We start from the raw sequence: 20,738 nt of genomic DNA, 5'->3' as shown, positions 1-20,738 counted from the left end.
CCCGCTTCTATTCGCCAGTATAGCGTGGTTTTCTTTTTTCTTTAAAGGCGGCCAACCCTTCCAGCCGGTCTTTTGTCGGGATCAGCGTCTCGTATGCCTTGGTTTCCAACAGAAGACCCGTCTCCAGATCGGTCTCCAGACCACGGTCGATGGCCAATTTGGCCTGAGCCAAGGCCAGCGGTGCATTCTCTTTGATCGCTTGTGCCCACTCGATCGCCGTTGTCAGCGTTTTCCCCCGGGGCGTTACCTGATTGGCCAGGCCCCAGCGCTCTGCTTCCGCTGCCGTCACCTTCCTGGCTGTGAAGATCCATTCTTTTGCTTTCGTTTTTCCCACGAGTCTCGACAGGCGCTGCGTCCCTCCGGCCCCGGGAATGATGCCGAGCGAAACTTCGGTCAACCCCAGCATGGCATGTTCGGCAACGATACGAAGGTCGCAGGCCAGAGCCAGTTCCGTTCCCCCGCCGAAAGCGGCTCCGTTGACCGCGGCGATGACCGGCTTCGGCATTTGCTCAATTTTGGTGAATGTATCGCGGATCAGCCTGATAAAGTGACGAACTTCGTCCTCCGACATCGTACGCCGCTCCTTCAAGTCCGCTCCCGCAGAAAATGCTTTCTCCCCTGCTCCGGTAATGATCACAACACGCGTCTGCCGGTCGTTTGCCAATTCTTCCGTCACCTGCGCCAGTTCGCTCAATACGGGCCGGTTCAGGGCGTTGTGCACTTCGGGGCGGTTGATCGTTACAATGGCCAAGCCCTCTTTCTTCTCAAGCAAAATTGAAGGCATCCTTCTCCTCCTAACTTTTTCGTTTTTTGCTTCCCACATAGCTTTTCAGCACCTTGGAAGGAAGCGCTTTCCCAAGAATCCGCTGGGCGGTCAGGCTCACATCACACAATCGCTCCAGGTCGATGCCTGTTTTGACGCCCATTCGCTCCAATGTATAAACCAAGTCTTCGGTCGCCAGATTGCCTGCAGCACCCGGAGCATAAGGGCAGCCCCCCATTCCCCCGAAGGAAGTGTCCAATGTGGTGATGCCCAATTCCAGAGCCACATAGGCATTGACCAGCCCCGTTCCTCTTGTATCATGAAAATGGCCGGCGAGCGTTTCGGCCGGAAACTGGCTCAGCAGTGCCTTGAGAACTTTTTTCACATCATTGGGGGTGGCCACACCAATCGTGTCGCCCAGAGAGATTTCATAAACCCCCATCGCAAACAACCGTTCGCATATTTTTGCCACTTGCGATATGTCCACATCTCCTTCATATGGGCATCCAAACACGGTGGAAACATAGCCGCGAACTTTCTTCCCTTGTTGTTTGGCCAATTTGGTCACTTCTTCCAGAACCGGGTAGGTTTCTGCAATGCTCTTGTTGATATTTTTGCGGTTATGTGCCTCGCTGGCTGACATGAAAACGGCAAATTCATCCACTTTTGTCTCCAGCGCGCGCGCCAGCCCCTGGCGATTTGGAACGAGCGCTCGATAGACAACAGCCGCATTGGAAGGGAGTTCACTGGCCAGTTGTTCCGCATCGGCAAGCTGCGGCACCCACTTGGGGTGAACAAACGAGGTGACCTCAATATCCCTCACCCCTGCGGCAATTAGTTTCTTGACAAGAATTTTTTTCGCATCGGTCGGCAAGATCACCGCTTCATTTTGCAATCCGTCACGCAAGCCGACTTCAACAATTTTTACCTCCATTGAAAGCCACCTCTAGCTTTCCACGCTCAGCACGAGCAGAACTTCTCCGTCTCCGACAAAAGAACCCTCTTCCACCTTGACTTCGCTCACGATTCCTCCCTGTTCCGCCTGCACGGGCACCTCCATTTTCATCGATTCCAAAATCACTACATCCTGGCCGGCTTCAACGCGATCCCCCGGTGCCACCAACACGGATAAAACAGTACCTGCCATGCTCGCAGTAACCTCTGCCATTCTCTTCACCTCATTCATTTTTTAAATCCGCAATCAATCCAGTATGATAATGGCCGCGCACAAAATCAGGATGCTCCAAAATGCGCAGCAAAAGGGGGAGATTGGTTCTGATGCCTTCAACCCGAAAACGCTCAAGGGTAAACCGGCTTCGCTGAAGCACCTCCATCCGGTTGCAACCGCTTACAATACATTTGGCAATCATCGGATCATAAAACGGGGAAACGGTATTCCCTTCTTCCACCCCCGCATCGACGCGGATGCCGTCCCCTGCGGGAAATTGAAACGCGTTCAGCTTGCCCGGCGAAGGATAAAAGCGCACGGGGTCTTCGGCATAAAGGCGGAACTCGATCGCATGTCCCTGAAGCGGAATCTCCTCCTGTTTTAACTTAAACGGTTTCCCTTCGGCCACGTCGAGCTGCCAAGCGACCAGGTCAAAGCCGGTGATCGCTTCCGTTACCGGGTGCTCCACCTGCAACCGCGTGTTCATTTCCAGGAAATAAAACTGCTCGGACTCATCGAGGATAAATTCAACCGTTCCCAATCCCAGATAGTTGACAGCTTTGGCGGCCCGAATCGCCGCATCGTACAGCTTTTGTCTCGTTTCCTCCCTGATGGACGGTGAACGGCTCTCCTCGATCACTTTCTGGTTTCTCCGCTGAACCGAACACTCCCGCTCATAGAGGTGGAGTATATTGCCAAACGCATCGGCGGCGATCTGCACCTCGACGTGGCGGGCCCGCGGAAGCCATTTTTCCAGGAACAGCTTCCCGTCGCCAAAATAAGCCTGCGCCTTTTGTTTGACTGATGAAAAGACAGAACGCAGCTCTTCTTCTCCCCGGCAAACATGCATACCGATTCCGCCCCCGCCGGCGCTCGCCTTGATCATGACAGGATAGCCCCATTCCCGCGCCAGTCGAACCGCTTCTTCCGCAGAGGATAAAGCACCGCTGCCGGGAACCACCGGAACCCCTGCCTCGATCATCGTTTGTCTGGCCGTCACTTTATCTCCCATCTGCGCAATGGTGAACGGCTTCGGCCCAATCCAGGTCAGTCCTGCTTTCAGCACCTGCTCGGCAAAGGAGGCATTTTCCGATAAAAAGCCGTAACCGGGATGAATGCTGTCCGCCTCGGTCTTTTCTGCCGCCTGCAAAATGGCCTCCACCTTCAAATAACTCTGTGCGACCGGCGGCGGGCCGATCGGAACGGCTTCATCAGCCATCTTCACAAAGGGCAGATCCCGATCCGCATCGGAGAAAACCGCGACGGTCTTCACCCCTCGTTCCCGGCATGTGCGCATAATCCGACAGGCGATCTCTCCGCGATTGGCGACTAACACTTTTCGGATTGACATAGCCCACCTCATTCCCAGCATAAAGTTAAATGATAAAGATATAAAATCCTATTCATCATAATGTTCGACAATAAATAATTTTTGTCCTTCCCAAATCATTCGGCCATTTATGCTAAAATAAAGTTGACTCTGGTAAAACTCTTGGTATCAAAGGGGGAAAAAGCATGGAACCCTTGAAAGTCGAGCAGTTGAAGATCAATTACAAAACCTTGGAGGAGTTCCAAAAATTCAACGAATACGGACTCCCTGAGCTTTCCATGCTGGAAGATCTGGAAGCCAACATCGTAGAAAATAACAGTCAGTCCCCTTTCTACGGCATTTACCGCGACGGTCAGCTGGCCGCCCGCATCAGCTTATATCGGGTCAGCGCCAAATATGACTGGTATTTTCATCCCAGCCAAGACTATTATGAAATTTGGAAACTGGAAGTGTTGCCGCAATACCGCGGGCAAGGACTTGGACATGCGCTCGTCAGTTACGCAAAAAGCTTGTTCTTGCCGATTAAAACCAATGCCCGCAACCGTTCTGATTCATTTTGGAGAAAAATGGGTTTCCAACCCGTTCGCTACAACCCTGAGCGCGATCGCGGGGAAAGCCCGTATGTGTGGCTTCCGCCCGGGGTAGGCCTGAAAGAATAAACCGATTAAAAAAGACCCACATGCGCCTTTTAATGCGGGTCTTTCTCTATCCGGCTATTTATCCACATGCTGCAGATTGTCGCTCTCTTCCGATTGGAACTTCCCTTCTTCATCATTTTCCTCACCGAGCAACGCCATGCGACGGGCCCGCTCCATAATTTGTACCAAGGTGCGGTAGTCATCGTTGACAAGGCGATAATCGCTTTGCACATGGTTGAGCTGGTCTTTCATTTCCATGTTTTCCTGTTCCAGTTTTTTCAGTTGCCGCTCCCGTTCCTCCAGCTCTTTTTCCAATTGTTTTTGCTGCCGTTTCAGTTCGGTCACTTCATTTTTATACTGCCTTAAGAAGCGAATGATATTTTCAATGGAGTAAGCCAGATCCTCCCCGGCAAGCGCACCGCTTTTCATCCGCAGCGAGGCCGATCGCCCCCTTTCCTGGGATCTTTTTTGCCGTTGGGACTTGGCAATCTGAATTGCAGCCTCATACTTTTTTCTCACTGTACTGTTCCAACGAAAACCACAGGCAGCCGGAGTTCTGCCCAACTTTTCCGCTACTTCTTCAAAAGCGGAAAGTTGTGTTCCTCCTTCGCGAATATGCCTGAGGGTCACCTCGGCCAACACCATGTCATCTTCAGGCGTCCAGGCATCTTGGCGCTTTACAGCCATAACGGTACCTCCTATCCTCCTGCAAGGACTCGCAAAACTTCCTTCACTTAACTGTATGCAAATGATATAAATCATAGTATATGGATCTATTAATTTTTATTACCAGCTGGAAGTGGAAGTATACCTGACCTTTCACGCACGATGACATGGTTTTCCCGGCCGTTTTTCTTCGCCACGGATTATTCTTTTTTTGCTCTGGTTCGGTTCAGAAAGGATTCTACCGCCAGTCGATGTTCATCGGATTCCCAGCAGACGGCGCAATGCTCTGCCTCCAATTCATATGTGCCTTGTTCCCGTTCTCTCTCTATCTTGTCAGCCACCTGCTTATACGCCCGAATGACGGAAACAGGCGCTTTCGTCAACTTCTCGACATAGCTTTCCACATGGCTTCTGAATCCATCCTCCGGCAGCAGCGCATCGACGATCCCCCATTCCTTCGCTTCCTCTCCGCTTAAGATCCGTCCGGTTAACAGGCAGTCCAATGCCCGGGTTCGACCGATCTTCCGCATTAAACGGCCGGCGCCGCCCCAACCGGTCGTGATTCCCAGATTCACCTGAATCATGCCGAACTTCGCTTTGGGGGAAGCCAGACAAAAATCACAGCTGACCACAATTTCACACCCTCCTCCGACGGCAAACCCTTCCACGGCCGCCACCGTCACCAGCTCAAGCCGCGCAATCTCTTCCAGCAGTGCTCCCATGCGGCGCATGACGGGAAAAATCTCTTCCTTCTTGGTCCACTGGTGAAACTCGGACACATCGCCTCCGGAGACAAAAGCTCTCTCATCTCCCAAAAATACGATCGCCTTCAGGTTCCGGTCGTTTTTCCATTCCCTGATAACGCTTTCCAATTCACCGATCATGGCAAGGTTCACCGCATTGCGGACATCAGGCCGATGAAAGCGAATCCAACCGGTTTGCTTCTGTTTGTGAACAACAAGTGTCTGCATTATGAACATCCTTTCCGCATTGCTTGATAGCGAATCGCCGCTGAGGGTATAATAATTTTGAAATCTCGGTGAAATGGGATTGCCTTGAAGGAAATACATAGAAAGGAGTAGGGCAGATGGATCAAATGTTTCGGGTCCTGGGATTTTGGACGCTTGTCATCTCGCTGATGTTCCTGGCAGGGCAAATGTACATTCCCGCCATCCTCTTTATTGTGCAAACGATTCTGTTTATTGCTTTTGGCTACATGAAGTTTACAGAAAAAACTTACATGTATCTGTTCGGCGGGTACATGTTTGTCTCTTTTTGCGGGATGGTATGGTATTCGACATTTATGATGCATTAATGCTTCACGGCTCCCATTCACTGCGGGAGCTATTTTTCTGTAAAAGTCCATGATGCCATGCCAGTGCCCTCATGCCCCTCCGGGTTTGATCCGATTTTCTTCTCTCCGGGTTCCGGCGATTGCCTGCCGTTTTCATTTGCAAAAAAGAGCCAGTCGAATCAAACTGGCTCTCTTCATTTCCTTATTTTTCCTCTATGCTTGGAATCTTCACATCCGGATCGACATCGGCCTCGTAATCGATGCCTTCTGTTTCAAAGCCGAACAACTGGAAGAAATCCCGGCGGTAACCCTCGATGTCGGAAATCTCCCGCAGCGTCTCGTTATTAACACGATCCCATCGGTTGAGCACTTCTTTTTGCACATCTTCCTTCATTTCCAGATCATCGATGCGAATTCTTCCCTGCCCGTCGACCGGCACTTCTCCTCCGGCATAAAGACGATCGGCAAACAGCCGGTACATTTGTTCGATGCAACCCTCATGCAAGCCTTTTTCTTTCATCACCTGATAAAGGAGCGATATGTAAAGCGGTACAACGGGAATTGCGGCGCTTGATTGCGTGACAAGGGCCTTGTTGACGGAAACGTAGGCATGTCCGCCGATTTGCTTCAGTTGGGCATCCAGATCATGCGCCGTCTTTTCCAGATCATCTTTTGCCCGTCCCACCGTTCCTTCGCGATATACCGGATAGGTGATTTCCGGACCGATGTAAGAGAAGGCGACCGTTGTTGCTCCTTCAGCCAGTACGCCGGCTTTCAGCAATGCATCGATCCACATTTTCCAATCTTCCCCGCCCATGACGGCAACGGTATGGCGGATCTCTTTTTCAGTCGCCGGCTCAATGGTGGTTTCCGACACTTGTCCGCTGTGAAAATCGACCGTTTTGTTGGTGTAAGATTGCCCGATCGGCTTGATCACGGAAGAGAAAACCTCTCCCGTTTCCGGATGAACCCGTTTGGGAGCAGCCAGGCTGTAAATAACCAAATCCACCTGCCCCAAGTCTTTTTTGATCAGGTCGATCGTTTGCTCCTTGATTTCCTTGGAAAAGGCATCGCCATTGATGCTTTTGGCAAACAAACCGGCTTTGGCCGCCTCTTTCTCAAATGCGGCGGAGTTATACCAGCCTGCGGTCGCGGTGCGGTTACCGGAGCTCGGCCGTTCAAAGAAAACGCCGATCGTATCGGCACCCGCCCCGAAAGCGGACACAATTCGGGAAGCCAGCCCGTAGCCGGTGGAAGAACCGATTACGAGCACTTTTTTCGGCCCATTGATTTTCGGTTGGCTTTTGGTATATTCGATCTGCCTGGCAACCTGCCTGGCACACCCTTCCGGATGCGAAGTCGTACAAATAAATCCGCGAAATTTCGGCTTAATAACCATCTTTCAACCTCTTTCACTCGTGATTAAAAAAGATTTTGGCCACGGTTGATCTCCAATCCTTTAGACTGAATCAGAATGCGGAAAGATTCTCCCATCGCCTGGGGATGGATGAGTTGTTTGATCGCCCGAACCCGTTTGGCCTCCGGGCTGAAAGGGTCAGTTGGCACCGCCGCAGGCAACAACCCGGCGATCCCGCTTTGGAGCAGGAATTCGGCTTGCGTAAGATTGGCGACCATCATCAACTCTTCCGACTCCCCCCATTCCTCCAGCAGGGAAAAGTTCACATCACAGGTAAGATCGATTTCTCCAGGAGTTTCCAGGATGTCCGGAATCACCCGATGCTTGCGGTAACCCCGGATCGTTCCCTTTTTTTGTTTCAGAACCCGGGTGGACGCACCGTAATCGATTGTGACCAAAATCCCCTCGTTCAGCCAGCGGGCCACTTCCTGCAGCCATCCGCGGGCTGCCAGCGGGACCTCCAGCATCTCACCGTCGCGAAGATCGCTCCCCAATTTTAACAGATCCGCGGAATCCGTTCCAAGCGGAATCCACTTTTCCGCCAGTTTCCGATCTTCTCCTTTTGACACCCATGATTCCAGGAGCAGCCCCCCATCTTTTTTTATCCGATGAACAGGGAAGGCGTCAACCAGTTCATTGCTATAAATAAAAGCCACTTTTACGGGCGGAATTTCCGGCAATCGCCTGTGAATGCAGTAGGAAACCGGCAAAGCAGCGAGACGTTCACGGGCTGATTGCCGGTGAAACGGGCTTATTTCCACCAGATGAAAGCGGATCTGTTCCGGCGGAATGCCTGCATCGCAGAGCCCTTTTCCCACCTGTTCGGCCAGACGGCCATCGCCCGCGCCCATCTCCACTACGGCCCATTCGCCAACCGAAGCGAATCGCCGGATCCACTTCGCATAAAGCCGTCCCAGTACCAGCCCGTACAGCTCTCCCACATGGGCATTGGTAAAAAAATCGCCTTCACGTCCCAGTTTTACTCGATCACGCTGATAATAACCCCATTCGGGATGATAGAGGGCCAACTCCATATATTGCGCAAACGGAATTCTCCCCTCCGGGCTCTCTTCAATCTGTTTGAGGATTTCTGCCAAAAGCGGATTTTCCATCATGACTCCTGTTCCGAAAAGTCGAAGACGGAAGTGCTCAGATAACGCTCACCGGTATCCGGCGCCATGCAGAGTACGCGTTTTCCTTTCCCCAGGCGTTCTGCCACTTTGAGTGCCGCCCAAACCGAAGCACCGGAAGACGGGCCCACCAAAATGGCTTCTTTGCGGGCCAGATTGCGTGTGGTTTCGATGGCTTCTTCATCGGAAACATGAAAGATTTCATCATAGATATCCTGATTTAAAACCGGTGGAATAAAACCGGGACTCGTTCCGGGAATTTGGTGCGGTCCTGGTTCACCACCCGCCAGTACGGGAGAGTTTTTCGGTTCGACCACGCCGATGAACAAATTCGGCAGTTTTTGCTTCAGATATTCCCCTGTCCCGGTAATCGTTCCGCCGGTTCCGGCCGTTGCGACAAACGCATCGAGCCGTCCCTCCATCTGCTCCCAAATCTCCGGTCCGGTCGTCAGGCGATGCACTTCCGGGTTGGCTTCATTTTGGAACTGGTAAGGCAAAAAGGAATTGGGAATTTCTTTGGCCAGCTCTTCTGCCTTGCGAATCGCGCCGGGCATCCTTAAATGTCCGGGGGTTAAAACCACTTCGGCCCCATATCCCTTTAACAGACCGATCCGCTCACTGCTCATCGTATCCGGCATGACCAGAATCGTCCGGTAACCGCGGGCCGCCCCGACCAATGCCAGTCCGATCCCCGTATTTCCGCTCGTCGGTTCCACGATCGTCGCCCCCGGCTTGAGCCGGCCGCTCTCTTCGGCGGCACGAATCATATTGTATGCCGTGCGGTCCTTCACACTGCCGCCGGGATTAAATTTTTCCAACTTCACATAGACTTCTGCCCAGTCGGGCTTCACCAGCCGGTTTAAGCGAACGACCGGAGTAGCGCCGATCAAGTCCAGAACCTGATCGGCCGTCCGGGCAAAAGGCATGGTTTTGCCTGTTACTCCTTCGTTACGGGACCCGTCCATTCCAGCATTCCTCCCTTTAAGTTATAAAGCTGCGAAAACCCCTTGCTATGTAGAACATGGGCAGCGATGACACTGCGGCGCCCGCTCCGGCAGATGAGCAAAATCTTCTCATCTTTGTGCGGATTCAATTCCGCGAACCGCTCTTCCATCTCGTCGTGCGGAATGTGGATCGCTCCGGGAATGTGCCCCTCCTCATACTCTTCACTTGTTCTCACATCAACCAAAACGTATTTTTTTCGTTCCGATTCATCCACCTGGCTGAATTCGCCCGCTTCAATATCTTTATAATGTTCCATGATATCATCCTCCCAGTCTAATGCCCCGGCAAAACCGAGTTAATATATAATTCCAATTGTCCATGGATGAGCGGACCTTCGACCCTTTTTGTAATTTTACCCTCAGGGTCGATCAAAAGAGAAGTGGGAATGGGACCGACTTTGTACAAATCCACCACATCCCGGTCATGGTCCATCAGGACGGGAAACGTCAGCCCGTATTGACGGGCGAAGGCGGAGGCAGTTACATTCGTCTCCGCGATGTTCACGCCGACAACCGTAAAGCCCCGGTTTTTATACTCTTCGTAAGCTTGCTCCAAGACAGGCATTTCTTTTCGGCAGGGATCACACCAGGACCCCCAGAAATTGAGCAAAACCGCTTTTCCCTTCAAATCGCTCAGTTTCATCTGTTTCCCGTCCAGGGTTTCCAGCTGAAAATCGGGCGCTTTCTCCCCTGCTTCCGGCTTGTCGGCCTGATCCTGGTTCATCGCCTGGTATAAGGCGATTCCCACCAAAGCGACCATGAAGAGAAATAACACGCGGCGGACCCAATATCGCGTCTTTTTGTTCATAATCTCACCCGTCTTCACCCAAAATTGTAACAAAAATTATCGATTTTGTCTGTTTTGGTCACCGGGGCGGGGAACACCGCTCAGAACCCGGTAAATCCGGTGATGCTTGTCAACCAGCTGGCCAAAGCGGACATCTGATCCGTATAGAGGAGAATGCCAAACAGCACCATCAATCCTCCCCCGACTTTCATCACTCCCGCCGAATACTTCAAAATCCAGCGAAATCTCCCCACAAAAAACGCCATCACAAAAAACGGGATGGCAAACCCCAGCGTATAAGCAGTCAAATAGGCCAATTTCACTTCAGGATGAAGCGCGGTCATCATAATAATCGAGGCGAGAATCGGACCGACACAAGGCGTCCAGCCGGCGGCAAAACCCATCCCCACCAAAACCGATCCCAAAAAGCTGACCCGTTTTTTCGTTGTCTGCAACTTATACTCCTTCAGCAAAAAAGCCGGCTGAAAGACACCGAGCACAAACAAGCCCATGGCCACGATCAAAACGGCGCCCAGCATGCGAATCAGATCCTTATACTGGCTGAACAGCGTTCCGAGCAGACTGGCCCCAAACCCCAACGCATAGAAAATGACGGAAAATCCCAATATAAAAAAAAGTGTGTGAAACACAACGGTCCTGGTTATGGTCCTGCTTCGTTTTTCATCTTTGAGCTGAGCCACTGATACACCGGTGATGTAGGATAGATAAGATGGGTAAAGCGGCAGAGTGCAAGGCGAAATAAAAGAAAGCACCCCCGCTCCAAATGCGATCCACCAGCTGATATGCTCCACAGAACTCTCTCCCCTTTTGTCGGCGGTCATTTATTTGGCCAGTTCGTCAATCATGGAAAACAGCGCCTGTTCCTTCATCCCGCCTACAAATTTGTGCAGGATTTTCCCGTCTTTTCCCACAATGAAAGTAGCCGGCACTCCGAAGAGATGATACTGATCAATTCCCACCGTCTGTCCATTTTTAGCAGGGTCCATGGCAACAGGAAACGTGAAGTGATTTTGTTTTACAAAGGAGGAAACCTCTTCCGGCTTCCGCTCCATCGCCGTCAAATTGACCATAATGAAGTTGACGCGGTCTTTGTAACTATTGAACGCTTTTTGAAAATAGGGCATCTCTTGCTTGCAATATCCGCACCACGTCGTCCAAAAGTTCACCACCGTCGGCTTGCCCCCGTTTTGCGCCAACTCAACGCTCCGGCCATCGAGGGTGGCCAGTTTGAAGTTCGGGGCGCAATATCCCTCTTCCGGCTGCGGCTCCCCCTGACAATGAACCACTTGCAGGGCCGCCTCATCTTGTCCTTTCGCCGAATAAAACCAGAATGTACCGGCCACCGCAACGACGATCAGCAACAAAACAACCACATTTCTCCATTTCATGCAACAAACGCTCCTTCATTACATCATGGAACGAAATCGCTCCTTTTCACAAGTATTTAACTTTTTTGCGATGGATAACCCTCTTACAACAATCCGGTTACATAAGGATTGTGCATCTGTTCACGCCCGATGGTCGTCTCCGGCCCATGCCCGCACAGGACTCTCGTCTCCTCCGGCAGATCCATCAACTTTTCGGAAATACTGTGCATCAGAGTTTCATAGCTTCCCCCCGGCAAATCGGTACGGCCGATCGAGTTTTTAAACAACACATCGCCGCTGAAAATGGTGGTACCCCATACGTACGTGACACTGCCCGGCGAATGCCCCGGTGTATGCAATACGCGAAAAGTTTCTCCGAGCAGCGAAAGCGTTTCCCCACCGTCAAGAAGGTGTTCCGCCGGAGCGCAGACGATCGCGGGAATTCCCGGAAACAGCCCGGATCCATTTTTTTGCGGTTCCGTCATCCAATCAGCTTCTGCGCGGTGCAAATAAACAGGCGCCTTGGTCAGCGAACGCAATTCTTCCACCCCGCCGATATGGTCAAAATGGGCATGGGTTAATAAAATCGCTTTCACGGCAATTCCCAATTCTCCAATGCGCCGAAGCAAGGAATCCGGCCCCATGCCGGGGTCAACCACCAATCCCTCTTTTGACTCCTCATCATACATGAGATAAGCATTCGTCATGGCCGGTCCGAGCACAAACGTTTCAATTTTCATTCTTATGTACCTCCAAAGTGTCCTGATCCTCAACCCCCATTCTACACCGAACGGGGAATGACTTCAAAGTGAGTACATGCCCGCCCGGGGAACAGGACAAAATAGGAACAAATGAAAACGGAAAGGAAGAAAAACGGATGACTTGGAAGCTGAAATGGATCGGCCTGCTTGCTGCTTTACTCGTCCTAACCGGTTGTCAGCAGGAAAACAAGCCGCCAGCGAATCAATCCGCTCCGCCGTCGGGCAAAAAAATCCCGCAAACCGTTGAAGTCAAGCAAACCGCTCCCGAACCGAAACGGGATCAATCCCCGCAGGCGAAAGCGGACCGGCTTGCACAGCTGGCAATGCAGGTTCCCAATGTCAAAAGCGCTTCGGCAGTTGTGATGGGAAAATACACTTTGGTGGGGATCGCGCTTGACCCGACACTTGATCGCGGCCGTGTCGGCACGATTAAATATACGGTTGCCCAAGCGCTCAAGGAGGATCCGTTGGGAGCAAATGCACTCGTTACTGCGGACCCGGCTTTAACCCAGCGCATTCGGGAGTTGAGTGAGCACATTCGCCAAGGGCATCCGGTCGGCGGTCTGATGAATGAACTGGCGGAAATCGCCAACCGGATTGCACCCCAACCTTCCCGCGAAACGGAAAGAACCGAACAGGCGCCAAACAAGATGAACCAGGAACGCCTCAATCAGAGCAGACAAGCACCGGCCAGATAAGCCGATCAAGAAAAAGCAAACAACGAATTCACTCCGTTGTTTGCTTTTTCGTTAAGTTAAAACAGTGCCATGCCAAAACGGTTGTAGTATACTTACTGTTGGATCATTTAAAAAGGGACAAAATAAAAGAAGGAAGATACGGAATGAGAGTGATTTGTATCCTGTGTGAGCAGAGTTTCAAACCGGACAAATGGACGGAGAAGAAAATCAAAAAACATCCGCACCTGATTCAGATTTGCCCTGACTGCCATGAACGCATCAAACAGAAAACACTTGAACGGCAGGAAAAAAAGATGAACATCAATCAGTAAACGTTTGATTGTACTTTGGTTCAGCCATGATATCCTTGATCAGTTGTTCCGCCGCTTCCCGCGCAAACGACTCGGTATGTACCTGACCATCCAGCTCGTATTGTACGACATAGCGGTCTTTTTCCGCCGTTTTCTCCAGGTTGGTCACCTGATGGTCTTCCCGCAGCATCTCCTCAAAAAAATAGGCGGTATCCCGGGCAGACCGGTCACTCGGTCTCGCTTCCCAAACAATTTGAATCTGCAACCAATTAAAAAGCGCGTCTTTCAGCTGCATGGAATTTCTCCACCCCTTTTCTGCTCCTGAAGGCATTTTCAATGCATCTTTTCCGTCTTCGCTCTTTCATTTTGCTTGCGAACCGCGTACAATCTCAGCCTTGTCACGGCGATCAGGATCACGGTTACCGCCAAAGCCGGGATCATCGGAAAGTCCATATAGTGAAAGAGCGTCAGTAAGCCGCACCCCACCGCCAGACAAACATAGACCAGCACCGATTTCAAAACGGGAAGCCTGACGGCAAACGCCGTTTTGTAGATAATCGCCGTAAGCGCCAGTATGATCAGATAGGCCGCCAGCGGCGGGAGCGAGTGAAGCCAGGTGTTCACATCGGCAGCCATTTCGCATCTCTCACTTTCTCATGAATTTTTCAACTGGTGAAGATAGCGAATCTCGTCCCCATATTCCGATTCATCGTCAACCGGCGTTTCCAGCACGACCGGAAGACCTTCAAATTGCGGCGCTTTCAGGAACAATGCCAACGCATCAGCACCGATTTCCCCTTTTCCGATCTTCTCATGGCGATCCTTCCGGCTGTTAAACGGAACCTTGCTGTCATTGAAGTGAATCGCCGTCAAATGTTCCAGGTAACCGGTCTCTTCCATCTCTTTGACTAATTCTGCAAACGTATCGTGATTCCAAATCCCGGCGGCAAACGCATGGCAGGTATCAAAACAAAATCCGATCTTTTCCGGCTCGTCCGTCCGGTTGCGAATCTCGGTCAGTTCGCGGATGGTCAGTCCCAACTCGCTGCCTTGCCCAGCCGTGTTTTCCAGAAGCAGTTTCGTCGGCCCGTCATAGTCGCGCAAAATCAAATTTAACGTCTCGACCATGCGCTCACGGCCAAATTCTTCTCCTTCACCCACATGCTTTCCGCAATGGACAACCGCTCCAACCGCCCCGAAAGCTTCCGCAATCCGAAGATCCTCCTTGATGGAGCGAATCGTCACTTCCTGCAAATCCTCTTTGGGGGTGGACAAATTGGTAATATACGGCGTATGGGCCACGAGGGTAATTCCCTGCTCCTCGCAGTATTCCCGCCCGCGGTCCGCATCAACTACATTTAACTTTTTCGGCTTTAAGCCGCGGGGATTCTTCGTAAAGACTTGAAATGATTTCGCTCCCAGCTCATCTGCCCGCTTGGCGGCGTTAAAAAATCCTTTTGAGACGCTGATATGACATCCGATTTTCATAAATGGTTCCTCCTGTTAAAGACAAAAAGCGCCCCCTCTGGTTCAGGCGCTGTCCATCAGCTTCATTTTAGCATCCCCCGCCCGGACTGGCAACTTCAGCGGCGGCTTCGTCAACCGTTCAAAATCCAAAACAATCGATCGGGGACATTGGTAATGATCGCCTCCACTCCCGCTTCAATCAATTCCTCCATCATCCCCTCATCATCCACCGTGTATGGGCGAACAGCGATCCCCTTTGCCCGGCAACGCTCAACGATGGCCGGCGTGATCACGGAAAAGTGCGGGTGAATGGAGCTAACCCCGATCAACTTGGCATAAATCCAAGGAGCAGGCATTTTGTGTTCATAGAGAAGAGCCCTCTCCATCGCCGGACGGCAGGCAGCCAGATGACGCAGGCTCAGAGGATTAAAGGAAGATAAAACCACCCTCCTCTCCAAACCGGTTCGCTCAATCTCCTTCACCACTTTTTCTTCCAGTCCGCGGTAGGCGAAGCGGTTGTTTTTCAATTCAATATTGACCCAAAGTGAAGTCCCGGCCACCCATTCCAATACCTGCCGCAGAGTCGGGATCGTCTCCCCGGCATACGCCTCGGAAAACCAGCGACCAGCATCCAGTTTCCGCACCTGTGCCCAGGTCATCTCGTTGATCAATCCGGAACCGTTGGTGGTCCGGTCCACCGTTTCATCATGAATGACGACAACCTCCCCATCCTTCGTCAATTGCACATCGAGTTCGATTCCGTCAGCTCCCGCTGCCTGCGCCTTCTTGAAAGCAGCCATTGTATTTTCCGGCGCAATTTCGGAAAAACCGCGATGTGCGACAATCTCGACCTGTGGCAACATGATCCTCCTTCACAGAAAAATTTGCCGGATAAAAATCTCGCTTTTGTTTTTCAGGGAAAAAGTTCCCCGTTCCGGGTCAAAGTCAATGATCAATTCAGGCTCAAAATAAAGTTGACTTCCCGGATCGATAACCACGCTCAAGTCTTTCGCAATCTCAAAATGCCGGTCATTCTCCTGCGGCAGATCCCAGTTTACCTCATACATGGCATCATTGCTGCAACCGCATCCCTCCGTAATCGCCGCAATGCGGAGCACGGCCGACGGTTCCGGCTTTTTGCCGACGAGCGTTTGATAAGCCTCATCTGTTTACCAATATACGCAACGTTTGGCTCTCCTTTCTTTTCCAAAATACAATCTAACTTATTCGGGATCCCCCAAGGATAACGATTTCCTTTTTTTCAAACAAAAAGACTGGAGACGGTTAGGGTTCCGTGCCCAGTCCTGATGTCTGATCTTTATTATCCCCGGCAGATCGCAAGTTGAATCAGTGTCCGAACCCCGGTTCCGGTCGCTCCTTTGACAAAAATCCCCTTTTCCTCCGGAGCGGTAACCGTCCCCGCAATATCCAAGTGCACCCATGGAACAGGCTCTGCAAACCGGCGCAAAAACAAACCTCCTTGAATGCAGCTGGCCGTGCTTCCGGCATCGTTTTTCACATCCGCAATCTCACTATCCACATATTGCTCGTATTCTTCGTACATCGGAAGTTCCCAGACCCGTTCCCCGGCGATGCGAGCCGCTTTTTTCACTTCTTCGGCCCACTGCGCATCGTTGCTCATCAGGCCGCTCGCTACATGCCCCAGTGCAACCACAACCCCGCCCGTCAGCGTGGCGATATCAACCAGTCGTGTTGCGCCAAGGTGCTTGGCATAGGCAATGGCATCAGCCAAAATCAGTCGCCCTTCCGCATCGGTGTGATGAACTTCAATTGTTTTCCCGCTAAAAGAGCGAATCACATCTCCTGGACGAAATGCTCTGCTGCCCGTCATATTTTCGCAGGCTGGAATGACAGCGATGACATTGCTGTGCGGGCGCAGTTCGCCGATCGCATCCATCGCTGCCAGTACAGCTGCCGCTCCGCCCATATCATCTTTCATCTCGCCCATCCCTTTGCCGGGTTTAAGCTGCAATCCTCCGCTGTCAAAGGTTACTCCTTTGCCGACCAGCCCGATTACATCATCCGACTCCGGTGCCCCCTTATAGGACAAGACAATCATCCGCGGCCGGTTTGCACTGCCTTCAGCCACGGATAACAGCGCATTCATGCCCAACTCCCGCAGCCGGTCCTCGGTCAGGATATCAAGTTCAATCCCTCTTTTTTCCGCTATGGCCCGTGCATGATCGGCCAATGCTTCCGGGGTCATAAAGTTGGCCGGTTCATGCACGAGATAGCGGGCAAAGTTGGTGGCCCGGGCAAAAATGCGACCGCGTTCAACCCCCGCAGCAAAGGCCGAATCTTTTACCTGATCTCCAAAGACGCGAATCTCTTCCAAGCTTTCGCTTTTATCTTCAGATTTATAGGAATGATGCTGATAGCTTCCCAATTCAATCCCTTCCACAATCGACTGAATCACGTCAACCGAGTTATATCTCTCGATCATGAAGGAAGGACAATCGATCCCCAGACTTTTCACTTTTTTATGTTTTGCCGCTCTTGCAGCGGTAGCCACTGCATTTTTGAAGGAATGAAGTTCCAGTTTTCCCTCATCCCCCAGACCAACGACAAAAACCCGTCCAGCGGGGATTTTTCCCCAATTGTGCATGTCCGTAACTTCGGCGAAATCCCCCGAAATTTCTCCTGCAGCAATCAGGTTGGAAATCCGAAAACCGAGAGCCTCATCTACTTCCCGGGCAACCCCTTGAACCGATTTTCCTTCATTTGCATGAAAGACGATGATTGCATCCATTTCCAGTGAAGCCAACGGTTCTCTCGTCAATTTCCACTCCATATGATGCCCTCCCCCAATCGTGGAATGATAAAAATGAAAAAAGTGTAACACGCCAACGAAAATTCAGCATGTTACACTTTCGACAAAATTTGATTTATCTCCTGTTGCTATAAAATAGACGAAATTGTTTTATAAAACTTCAAGGATCATCATTTCCCTTCGGATTTCCTTCAGCCGTGCTTTACACTGGTCAATTTTGTGTGTGCTCTTCTCTTTCATCGCTTCATAGAGTTTGGCCAATTCATAATCCAATTCCATTCTCAACACCTGAATGCGTTCCTCCGCAGTGCGACAACGATATGCCCGAATAACCTCTTCCATGGTTCCGCTGCACCCCTTCATTGTAAGAAATCGGGATTTGGGCCCCAAATTGCTAACCCCATTTTCGTTAGCTTGGCTACAGCTTTGCCCCATAATGAAGGAAATAAACCTGTCGAAAAGAGTTCATCAAAAAATGCATTCAACCCTTGATCTTGCTATAATTTACGCCTCTTAAACCGAAAGGGAAACGGTGATTATAATGATAAACTGAATATTTAAAATAATATTTTTATAGATTTGTACTTATCTGTGGTAAGATATGTACAAAATCTGTTTGCCTGGTGGTGAATGTAAGTGAAAATCCCTCCATTTATCGAAAAAGATTTTACGGTGTTCAACATCGCCGGATTGGAGGCGCGCATGGAGGCAATCCGGCAAAATATCCAGCCAAAATTCGGGGTGCTCGGCGATCGAATTGCTCCCTTCCTGGCAGCGCTGGTCGGGGAACCCGTTTATGTACATATTGCCAAACATGCGCGCAGAACTGTGAATCCGCCGGAGGAAACCTGGGTTGCCTGGTCAACCGGCAGACGCGGCTACAAAGCCCTTCCCCACTTTCAGTTGGGCATCCGTGACACACACCTGTTCATGTGGTTTGCCCTGATTTATGAATGTGACCGCAAGCCGGCGTTTGCCCGAAACTTCAAGGAACAATTCGCGGAAATTTGGCCGGCGATCCCCGATTCCTTTTACTTCTCCAAAGATCATACCGTGCCCGATGTGATTCAAAAACGGGAGCTCAGCGAAGAAGACGCCCTGAAAATGCTCGATCGCCTTGAGAATGTCAAAAAAGCCGAGTTTTTGTGCGGAACGGTTCTGCCACGCGAACAAGCCGTGCAAAAAACGGGAGAAGAAATGGTGAAGATCCTGGAGTCCACTTTTGAAACCTTGCAGCCCCTGTATAAACTGTCCATTTCATAGAATCACCTCATCTTCGCTAAACCCCGGCGGAAGTTTGCGCAAAAATCAGGGATTTGGGGGTTAAGACCGGCCCGGCTTGTCACACTTGTTCACCCCGATGAAATCCTCTCAGAAATGGGAGGATTTCTGCTTGTTGAAGTCTGGAAAACACGGTCCGTCGGGTCTTGCTGCTTCGCTTTGATCCAGTCTTCTTCGTCGCATAAGCCGTTGCGGAAAAGCTCCAACTCTTCGTCCAAAGTCCATCGGCAGATGCAAAACCTCTCAAAAACGGGAGGTTTTTTATTATGCAAATCGATTGTATTATTATTCATTGATTGTACCATTCAAAAATGAATATTTTTCTTTTGTTCCGAAGCCGTTTTTGTTATACTATCGGTCGTGCATGAATTCAAGTAAAGGTAGGCAACGCCCATGGATCGACAAAGAACCACTCCATTGTTCAGCAAATTGAAGGAACATGCCCAACGAAATCCTATTCAATTTCATATTCCCGGACACAAAAAAGGTCGGGGCATGGACCCTGAGTTCCGCCACTTTATCGGGGACAACGCCTTGTCCATCGACCTGATTAATATAGAACCTCTGGATGACTTGCACCATCCGCACGGTATAATTGCCGAGGCACAAAAGCTGGCGGCTGAGGCTTTTGGCGCGGATTATACCTTTTTTTCCGTACAGGGAACGAGCGGTGCGATTATGACGATGGTCATGTCGGTTGCAGAACCGGGGGATAAAATCATCGTGCCGCGAAACGTGCATAAATCGGTTTTATCCGCCATCATTCTCGCCGGAGCGCTGCCGATCTTCGTCCACCCGGAAATGGATGAAACCCTGGGAATCGCTCACGGCATTACAGCGTGCCAAGTGGAAAAAGCCCTGAAAAAGCATCCTGAAGCCAAAGCCGTTTTAGTGATTAATCCAACGTATTACGGCGTGGCCGGCAACCTCAAGGAAATCGTCGATCTCGTTCATCAGCACGGGATTCCTGTTCTCGTTGATGAAGCCCATGGAGTGCTGACCCATTTCCACGAACGCCTGCCGATGTCCGCCATGGATTGCGGGGCTGATATGGCCGCCACCAGTGTGCACAAACTGGGCGGCTCCCTGACGCAAAGCTCCGTTCTAAACGTGCGGGAGGGCCTTGTGAATCCGCGCCGGATTCAGTCGATTATCAGTATGCTGACCACCACTTCCACTTCTTATATCCTGCTTGCTTCCCTGGATGCAGCACGGCGCTATCTGGCGACGGAAGGTTATGAGATCATTCAGAGAACATTGGAACTGGCCGAATATGCAAGAAGCGAAATCAACAAAATCCCGGGCCTCCTGTGTATGGGCAAGGAATGGCTGGGCAGTGACGCCCTGTACGATCTCGACGAGACCAAATTGCTCATCCACTTGAAAAACTTTGCCATCAATGGACACGATGCTGAAAAGTGGCTGCGCGAATGCCACAATGTCGAAGTGGAATTGAGCGATTTGTACAATCTGCTGTGTCTGGTGACCCCCGGCGATACGAAAGAAACGATCGACCGTCTGCTTGAGGCGCTCAAAGATCTCTCCGGCCGGTTTTACCAACCGGAGCAAACCAAACAGGTGAATATCCGCCTCCCGGAAATACCTGAACTCGTTTTATCCCCGCGCGAGGCATTTTACAGCGACACGGTCTCGATCCCCCTTGCCGAGTCAGCCGGACACATCATCGCCGAATTCATTATGATCTATCCGCCCGGCATTCCCGTTCTCGCCCCGGGCGAACGGATCACTGAAGATAATATCAGCTATATCGTGGAACACATCAAAGCCGGACTGCCCGTACAAGGGCCGGAAGATCCCACACTGAAGACAATCCGCGTCATTTGTTAATTAACGCCTGGCAAAGA

Annotated in this window: 26 protein-coding genes and 1 pseudogene; 6 read left to right on the top strand and 21 right to left on the bottom strand. The window is 51.1% G+C overall.

What is annotated here, in order from left to right; all coding sequences use genetic code 11:
- Positions 1 to 7: 7 nt before the first annotated feature.
- Genes JG50_RS0106115 through JG50_RS0106100 form a run of 4 tightly spaced genes read right to left on the bottom strand, consistent with a single transcriptional unit; the run spans position 8 to position 3,276 of the window.
- Positions 8 to 784 carry an enoyl-CoA hydratase-related protein gene (locus JG50_RS0106115; RefSeq protein ID WP_033100230.1) on the bottom strand — a complete coding sequence of 259 codons (777 nt, stop codon included), beginning with the start codon at positions 782 to 784 and terminating at the stop codon, positions 8 to 10.
- 10 nt (positions 785 to 794) lie between these two features.
- Positions 795 to 1,697, bottom strand: coding sequence for a hydroxymethylglutaryl-CoA lyase (locus JG50_RS0106110; RefSeq protein WP_033100229.1), 903 nt, complete (start codon positions 1,695 to 1,697; stop codon positions 795 to 797).
- Positions 1,698 to 1,709: 12 nt separating this feature from the next.
- Positions 1,710 to 1,931 carry an acetyl-CoA carboxylase biotin carboxyl carrier protein subunit gene (locus JG50_RS0106105; RefSeq protein WP_033100228.1) on the bottom strand — a complete coding sequence of 74 codons (222 nt, stop codon included), beginning with the start codon at positions 1,929 to 1,931 and terminating at the stop codon, positions 1,710 to 1,712.
- 10 nt (positions 1,932 to 1,941) lie between these two features.
- The gene (locus JG50_RS0106100) at positions 1,942 to 3,276 is read right to left on the bottom strand and encodes an acetyl-CoA carboxylase biotin carboxylase subunit (RefSeq protein ID WP_033100302.1); all 1,335 of its coding nucleotides are present in this window, start codon (positions 3,274 to 3,276) and stop codon (positions 1,942 to 1,944) included.
- A 170-nt stretch (positions 3,277 to 3,446) separates the two neighbouring features.
- On the opposite strand from JG50_RS0106100, the gene JG50_RS0106095 reads away from it, so the two are divergent.
- Positions 3,447 to 3,920: an N-acetyltransferase gene (locus JG50_RS0106095; protein ID WP_033100227.1), complete on the top strand. Its 474-nt coding sequence runs from the start codon at positions 3,447 to 3,449 to the stop codon at positions 3,918 to 3,920.
- Positions 3,921 to 3,974: 54 nt separating this feature from the next.
- On the opposite strand, the gene JG50_RS0106090 is transcribed toward JG50_RS0106095, so the two are convergent.
- Together JG50_RS0106090 and JG50_RS0106085 are read right to left on the bottom strand one after the other, a co-directional pair.
- The gene (locus JG50_RS0106090; RefSeq protein WP_033100226.1) at positions 3,975 to 4,586 is read right to left on the bottom strand and encodes an RsfA family transcriptional regulator; all 612 of its coding nucleotides are present in this window, start codon (positions 4,584 to 4,586) and stop codon (positions 3,975 to 3,977) included.
- Between the two features lie 179 nt (positions 4,587 to 4,765).
- The gene (locus tag JG50_RS0106085; protein ID WP_052154057.1) at positions 4,766 to 5,536 is read right to left on the bottom strand and encodes an enoyl-CoA hydratase/isomerase family protein; all 771 of its coding nucleotides are present in this window, start codon (positions 5,534 to 5,536) and stop codon (positions 4,766 to 4,768) included.
- A 116-nt stretch (positions 5,537 to 5,652) separates the two neighbouring features.
- On the opposite strand from JG50_RS0106085, the gene JG50_RS0106080 reads away from it, so the two are divergent.
- Positions 5,653 to 5,880 (top strand): DUF2626 family protein, encoded by a 228-nt coding sequence (locus tag JG50_RS0106080; RefSeq protein ID WP_033100225.1) that lies wholly within the window; start codon positions 5,653 to 5,655, stop codon positions 5,878 to 5,880.
- Positions 5,881 to 6,061: 181 nt separating this feature from the next.
- On the opposite strand, the gene fabV is transcribed toward JG50_RS0106080, so the two are convergent.
- The 8 genes from fabV to JG50_RS0106040 all read right to left on the bottom strand — a co-directional run bounded on the left by fabV (position 6,062) and on the right by JG50_RS0106040 (position 12,325).
- Positions 6,062 to 7,258, bottom strand: a complete 1,197-nt coding sequence (gene fabV / locus JG50_RS0106075; protein WP_033100224.1) for an enoyl-ACP reductase FabV — start codon at positions 7,256 to 7,258, stop codon at positions 6,062 to 6,064.
- A gap of 23 nt (positions 7,259 to 7,281) precedes the next feature.
- On the bottom strand, positions 7,282 to 8,388 hold the full coding sequence (locus tag JG50_RS0106070; protein ID WP_033100223.1) for a class I SAM-dependent methyltransferase: 1,107 nt from the start codon (positions 8,386 to 8,388) through the stop codon (positions 7,282 to 7,284).
- Positions 8,388 to 9,332: a cysteine synthase A gene (gene cysK / locus JG50_RS0106065; protein WP_033100300.1), complete on the bottom strand. Its 945-nt coding sequence runs from the start codon at positions 9,330 to 9,332 to the stop codon at positions 8,388 to 8,390. Before cysK ends, JG50_RS0106070 begins: the two co-directional genes overlap by 1 nt.
- Before the next feature lie 11 nt (positions 9,333 to 9,343).
- Positions 9,344 to 9,667: a rhodanese-like domain-containing protein gene (locus JG50_RS0106060; RefSeq protein ID WP_220184961.1), complete on the bottom strand. Its 324-nt coding sequence runs from the start codon at positions 9,665 to 9,667 to the stop codon at positions 9,344 to 9,346.
- 17 nt (positions 9,668 to 9,684) lie between these two features.
- On the bottom strand, positions 9,685 to 10,218 hold the full coding sequence (resA, locus tag JG50_RS0106055; RefSeq protein ID WP_033100221.1) for a thiol-disulfide oxidoreductase ResA: 534 nt from the start codon (positions 10,216 to 10,218) through the stop codon (positions 9,685 to 9,687).
- 80 nt (positions 10,219 to 10,298) lie between these two features.
- On the bottom strand, positions 10,299 to 11,009 hold the full coding sequence (locus JG50_RS0106050; RefSeq protein WP_033100220.1) for a cytochrome c biogenesis CcdA family protein: 711 nt from the start codon (positions 11,007 to 11,009) through the stop codon (positions 10,299 to 10,301).
- Positions 11,010 to 11,039: 30 nt separating this feature from the next.
- Complete coding sequence (locus JG50_RS0106045; protein WP_033100219.1) at positions 11,040 to 11,606, bottom strand: TlpA family protein disulfide reductase; 567 nt, start codon at positions 11,604 to 11,606, stop codon at positions 11,040 to 11,042.
- Positions 11,607 to 11,689: 83 nt separating this feature from the next.
- Positions 11,690 to 12,325: an MBL fold metallo-hydrolase gene (locus tag JG50_RS0106040; RefSeq protein ID WP_033100218.1), complete on the bottom strand. Its 636-nt coding sequence runs from the start codon at positions 12,323 to 12,325 to the stop codon at positions 11,690 to 11,692.
- 137 nt (positions 12,326 to 12,462) lie between these two features.
- Between JG50_RS0106040 and JG50_RS0106035 the strand changes: the two genes are divergently transcribed.
- A complete protein-coding gene (locus tag JG50_RS0106035; protein ID WP_033100299.1) occupies positions 12,463 to 13,044 on the top strand; it encodes a YhcN/YlaJ family sporulation lipoprotein in 582 nt (193 codons plus the stop codon).
- Positions 13,045 to 13,187: 143 nt separating this feature from the next.
- Positions 13,188 to 13,355: a DUF2197 domain-containing protein gene (locus JG50_RS19250; RefSeq protein WP_081943748.1), complete on the top strand. Its 168-nt coding sequence runs from the start codon at positions 13,188 to 13,190 to the stop codon at positions 13,353 to 13,355.
- Here the strand turns inward: JG50_RS19250 and JG50_RS0106030 are convergent.
- From JG50_RS0106030 to JG50_RS0106000, 7 genes and pseudogenes are all read right to left on the bottom strand, one after another.
- The gene (locus tag JG50_RS0106030) at positions 13,345 to 13,629 is read right to left on the bottom strand and encodes a hypothetical protein (RefSeq protein WP_033100298.1); all 285 of its coding nucleotides are present in this window, start codon (positions 13,627 to 13,629) and stop codon (positions 13,345 to 13,347) included. The genes JG50_RS19250 and JG50_RS0106030 overlap by 11 nt on opposite strands.
- 38 nt (positions 13,630 to 13,667) lie before the next feature.
- Positions 13,668 to 13,970, bottom strand: a complete 303-nt coding sequence (locus JG50_RS0106025; RefSeq protein ID WP_033100217.1) for a YlaH-like family protein — start codon at positions 13,968 to 13,970, stop codon at positions 13,668 to 13,670.
- A gap of 18 nt (positions 13,971 to 13,988) precedes the next feature.
- Positions 13,989 to 14,822, bottom strand: coding sequence for a deoxyribonuclease IV (locus JG50_RS0106020; protein ID WP_033100216.1), 834 nt, complete (start codon positions 14,820 to 14,822; stop codon positions 13,989 to 13,991).
- Positions 14,823 to 14,932: 110 nt separating this feature from the next.
- A complete protein-coding gene (locus JG50_RS0106015; protein WP_235281623.1) occupies positions 14,933 to 15,661 on the bottom strand; it encodes a glycerophosphodiester phosphodiesterase in 729 nt (242 codons plus the stop codon).
- A 12-nt stretch (positions 15,662 to 15,673) separates the two neighbouring features.
- Positions 15,674 to 15,958: pseudogene (locus JG50_RS0106010) on the bottom strand (iron-sulfur cluster biosynthesis family protein); the annotation flags it as partial.
- A 164-nt stretch (positions 15,959 to 16,122) separates the two neighbouring features.
- Entirely contained in the window at positions 16,123 to 17,613 is a 1,491-nt protein-coding gene (locus JG50_RS0106005) for a leucyl aminopeptidase (RefSeq protein WP_033100213.1), read from the bottom strand.
- A gap of 129 nt (positions 17,614 to 17,742) precedes the next feature.
- Positions 17,743 to 17,934: a hypothetical protein gene (locus JG50_RS0106000; RefSeq protein ID WP_033100212.1), complete on the bottom strand. Its 192-nt coding sequence runs from the start codon at positions 17,932 to 17,934 to the stop codon at positions 17,743 to 17,745.
- A gap of 294 nt (positions 17,935 to 18,228) precedes the next feature.
- Here JG50_RS0106000 and JG50_RS0105995 point away from each other — a divergent pair, with 294 nt between their 5' ends.
- Entirely contained in the window at positions 18,229 to 18,855 is a 627-nt protein-coding gene (locus tag JG50_RS0105995; protein WP_033100211.1) for a YktB family protein, read from the top strand.
- A 411-nt stretch (positions 18,856 to 19,266) separates the two neighbouring features.
- Positions 19,267 to 20,721 (top strand): aminotransferase class I/II-fold pyridoxal phosphate-dependent enzyme, encoded by a 1,455-nt coding sequence (locus tag JG50_RS0105990; protein ID WP_033100210.1) that lies wholly within the window; start codon positions 19,267 to 19,269, stop codon positions 20,719 to 20,721.
- Positions 20,722 to 20,738 lie beyond the last annotated feature (17 nt).

It is taken from the genome of Thermoactinomyces daqus, from assembly GCF_000763315.1.
Classification (GTDB): Bacteria; Bacillota; Bacilli; order Thermoactinomycetales; family Thermoactinomycetaceae; genus Thermoactinomyces_A; species Thermoactinomyces_A daqus.
The sequence above is the reverse complement of the archived record's forward strand: the minus strand, read 5'-3'. Positions and strand labels throughout refer to the sequence as shown.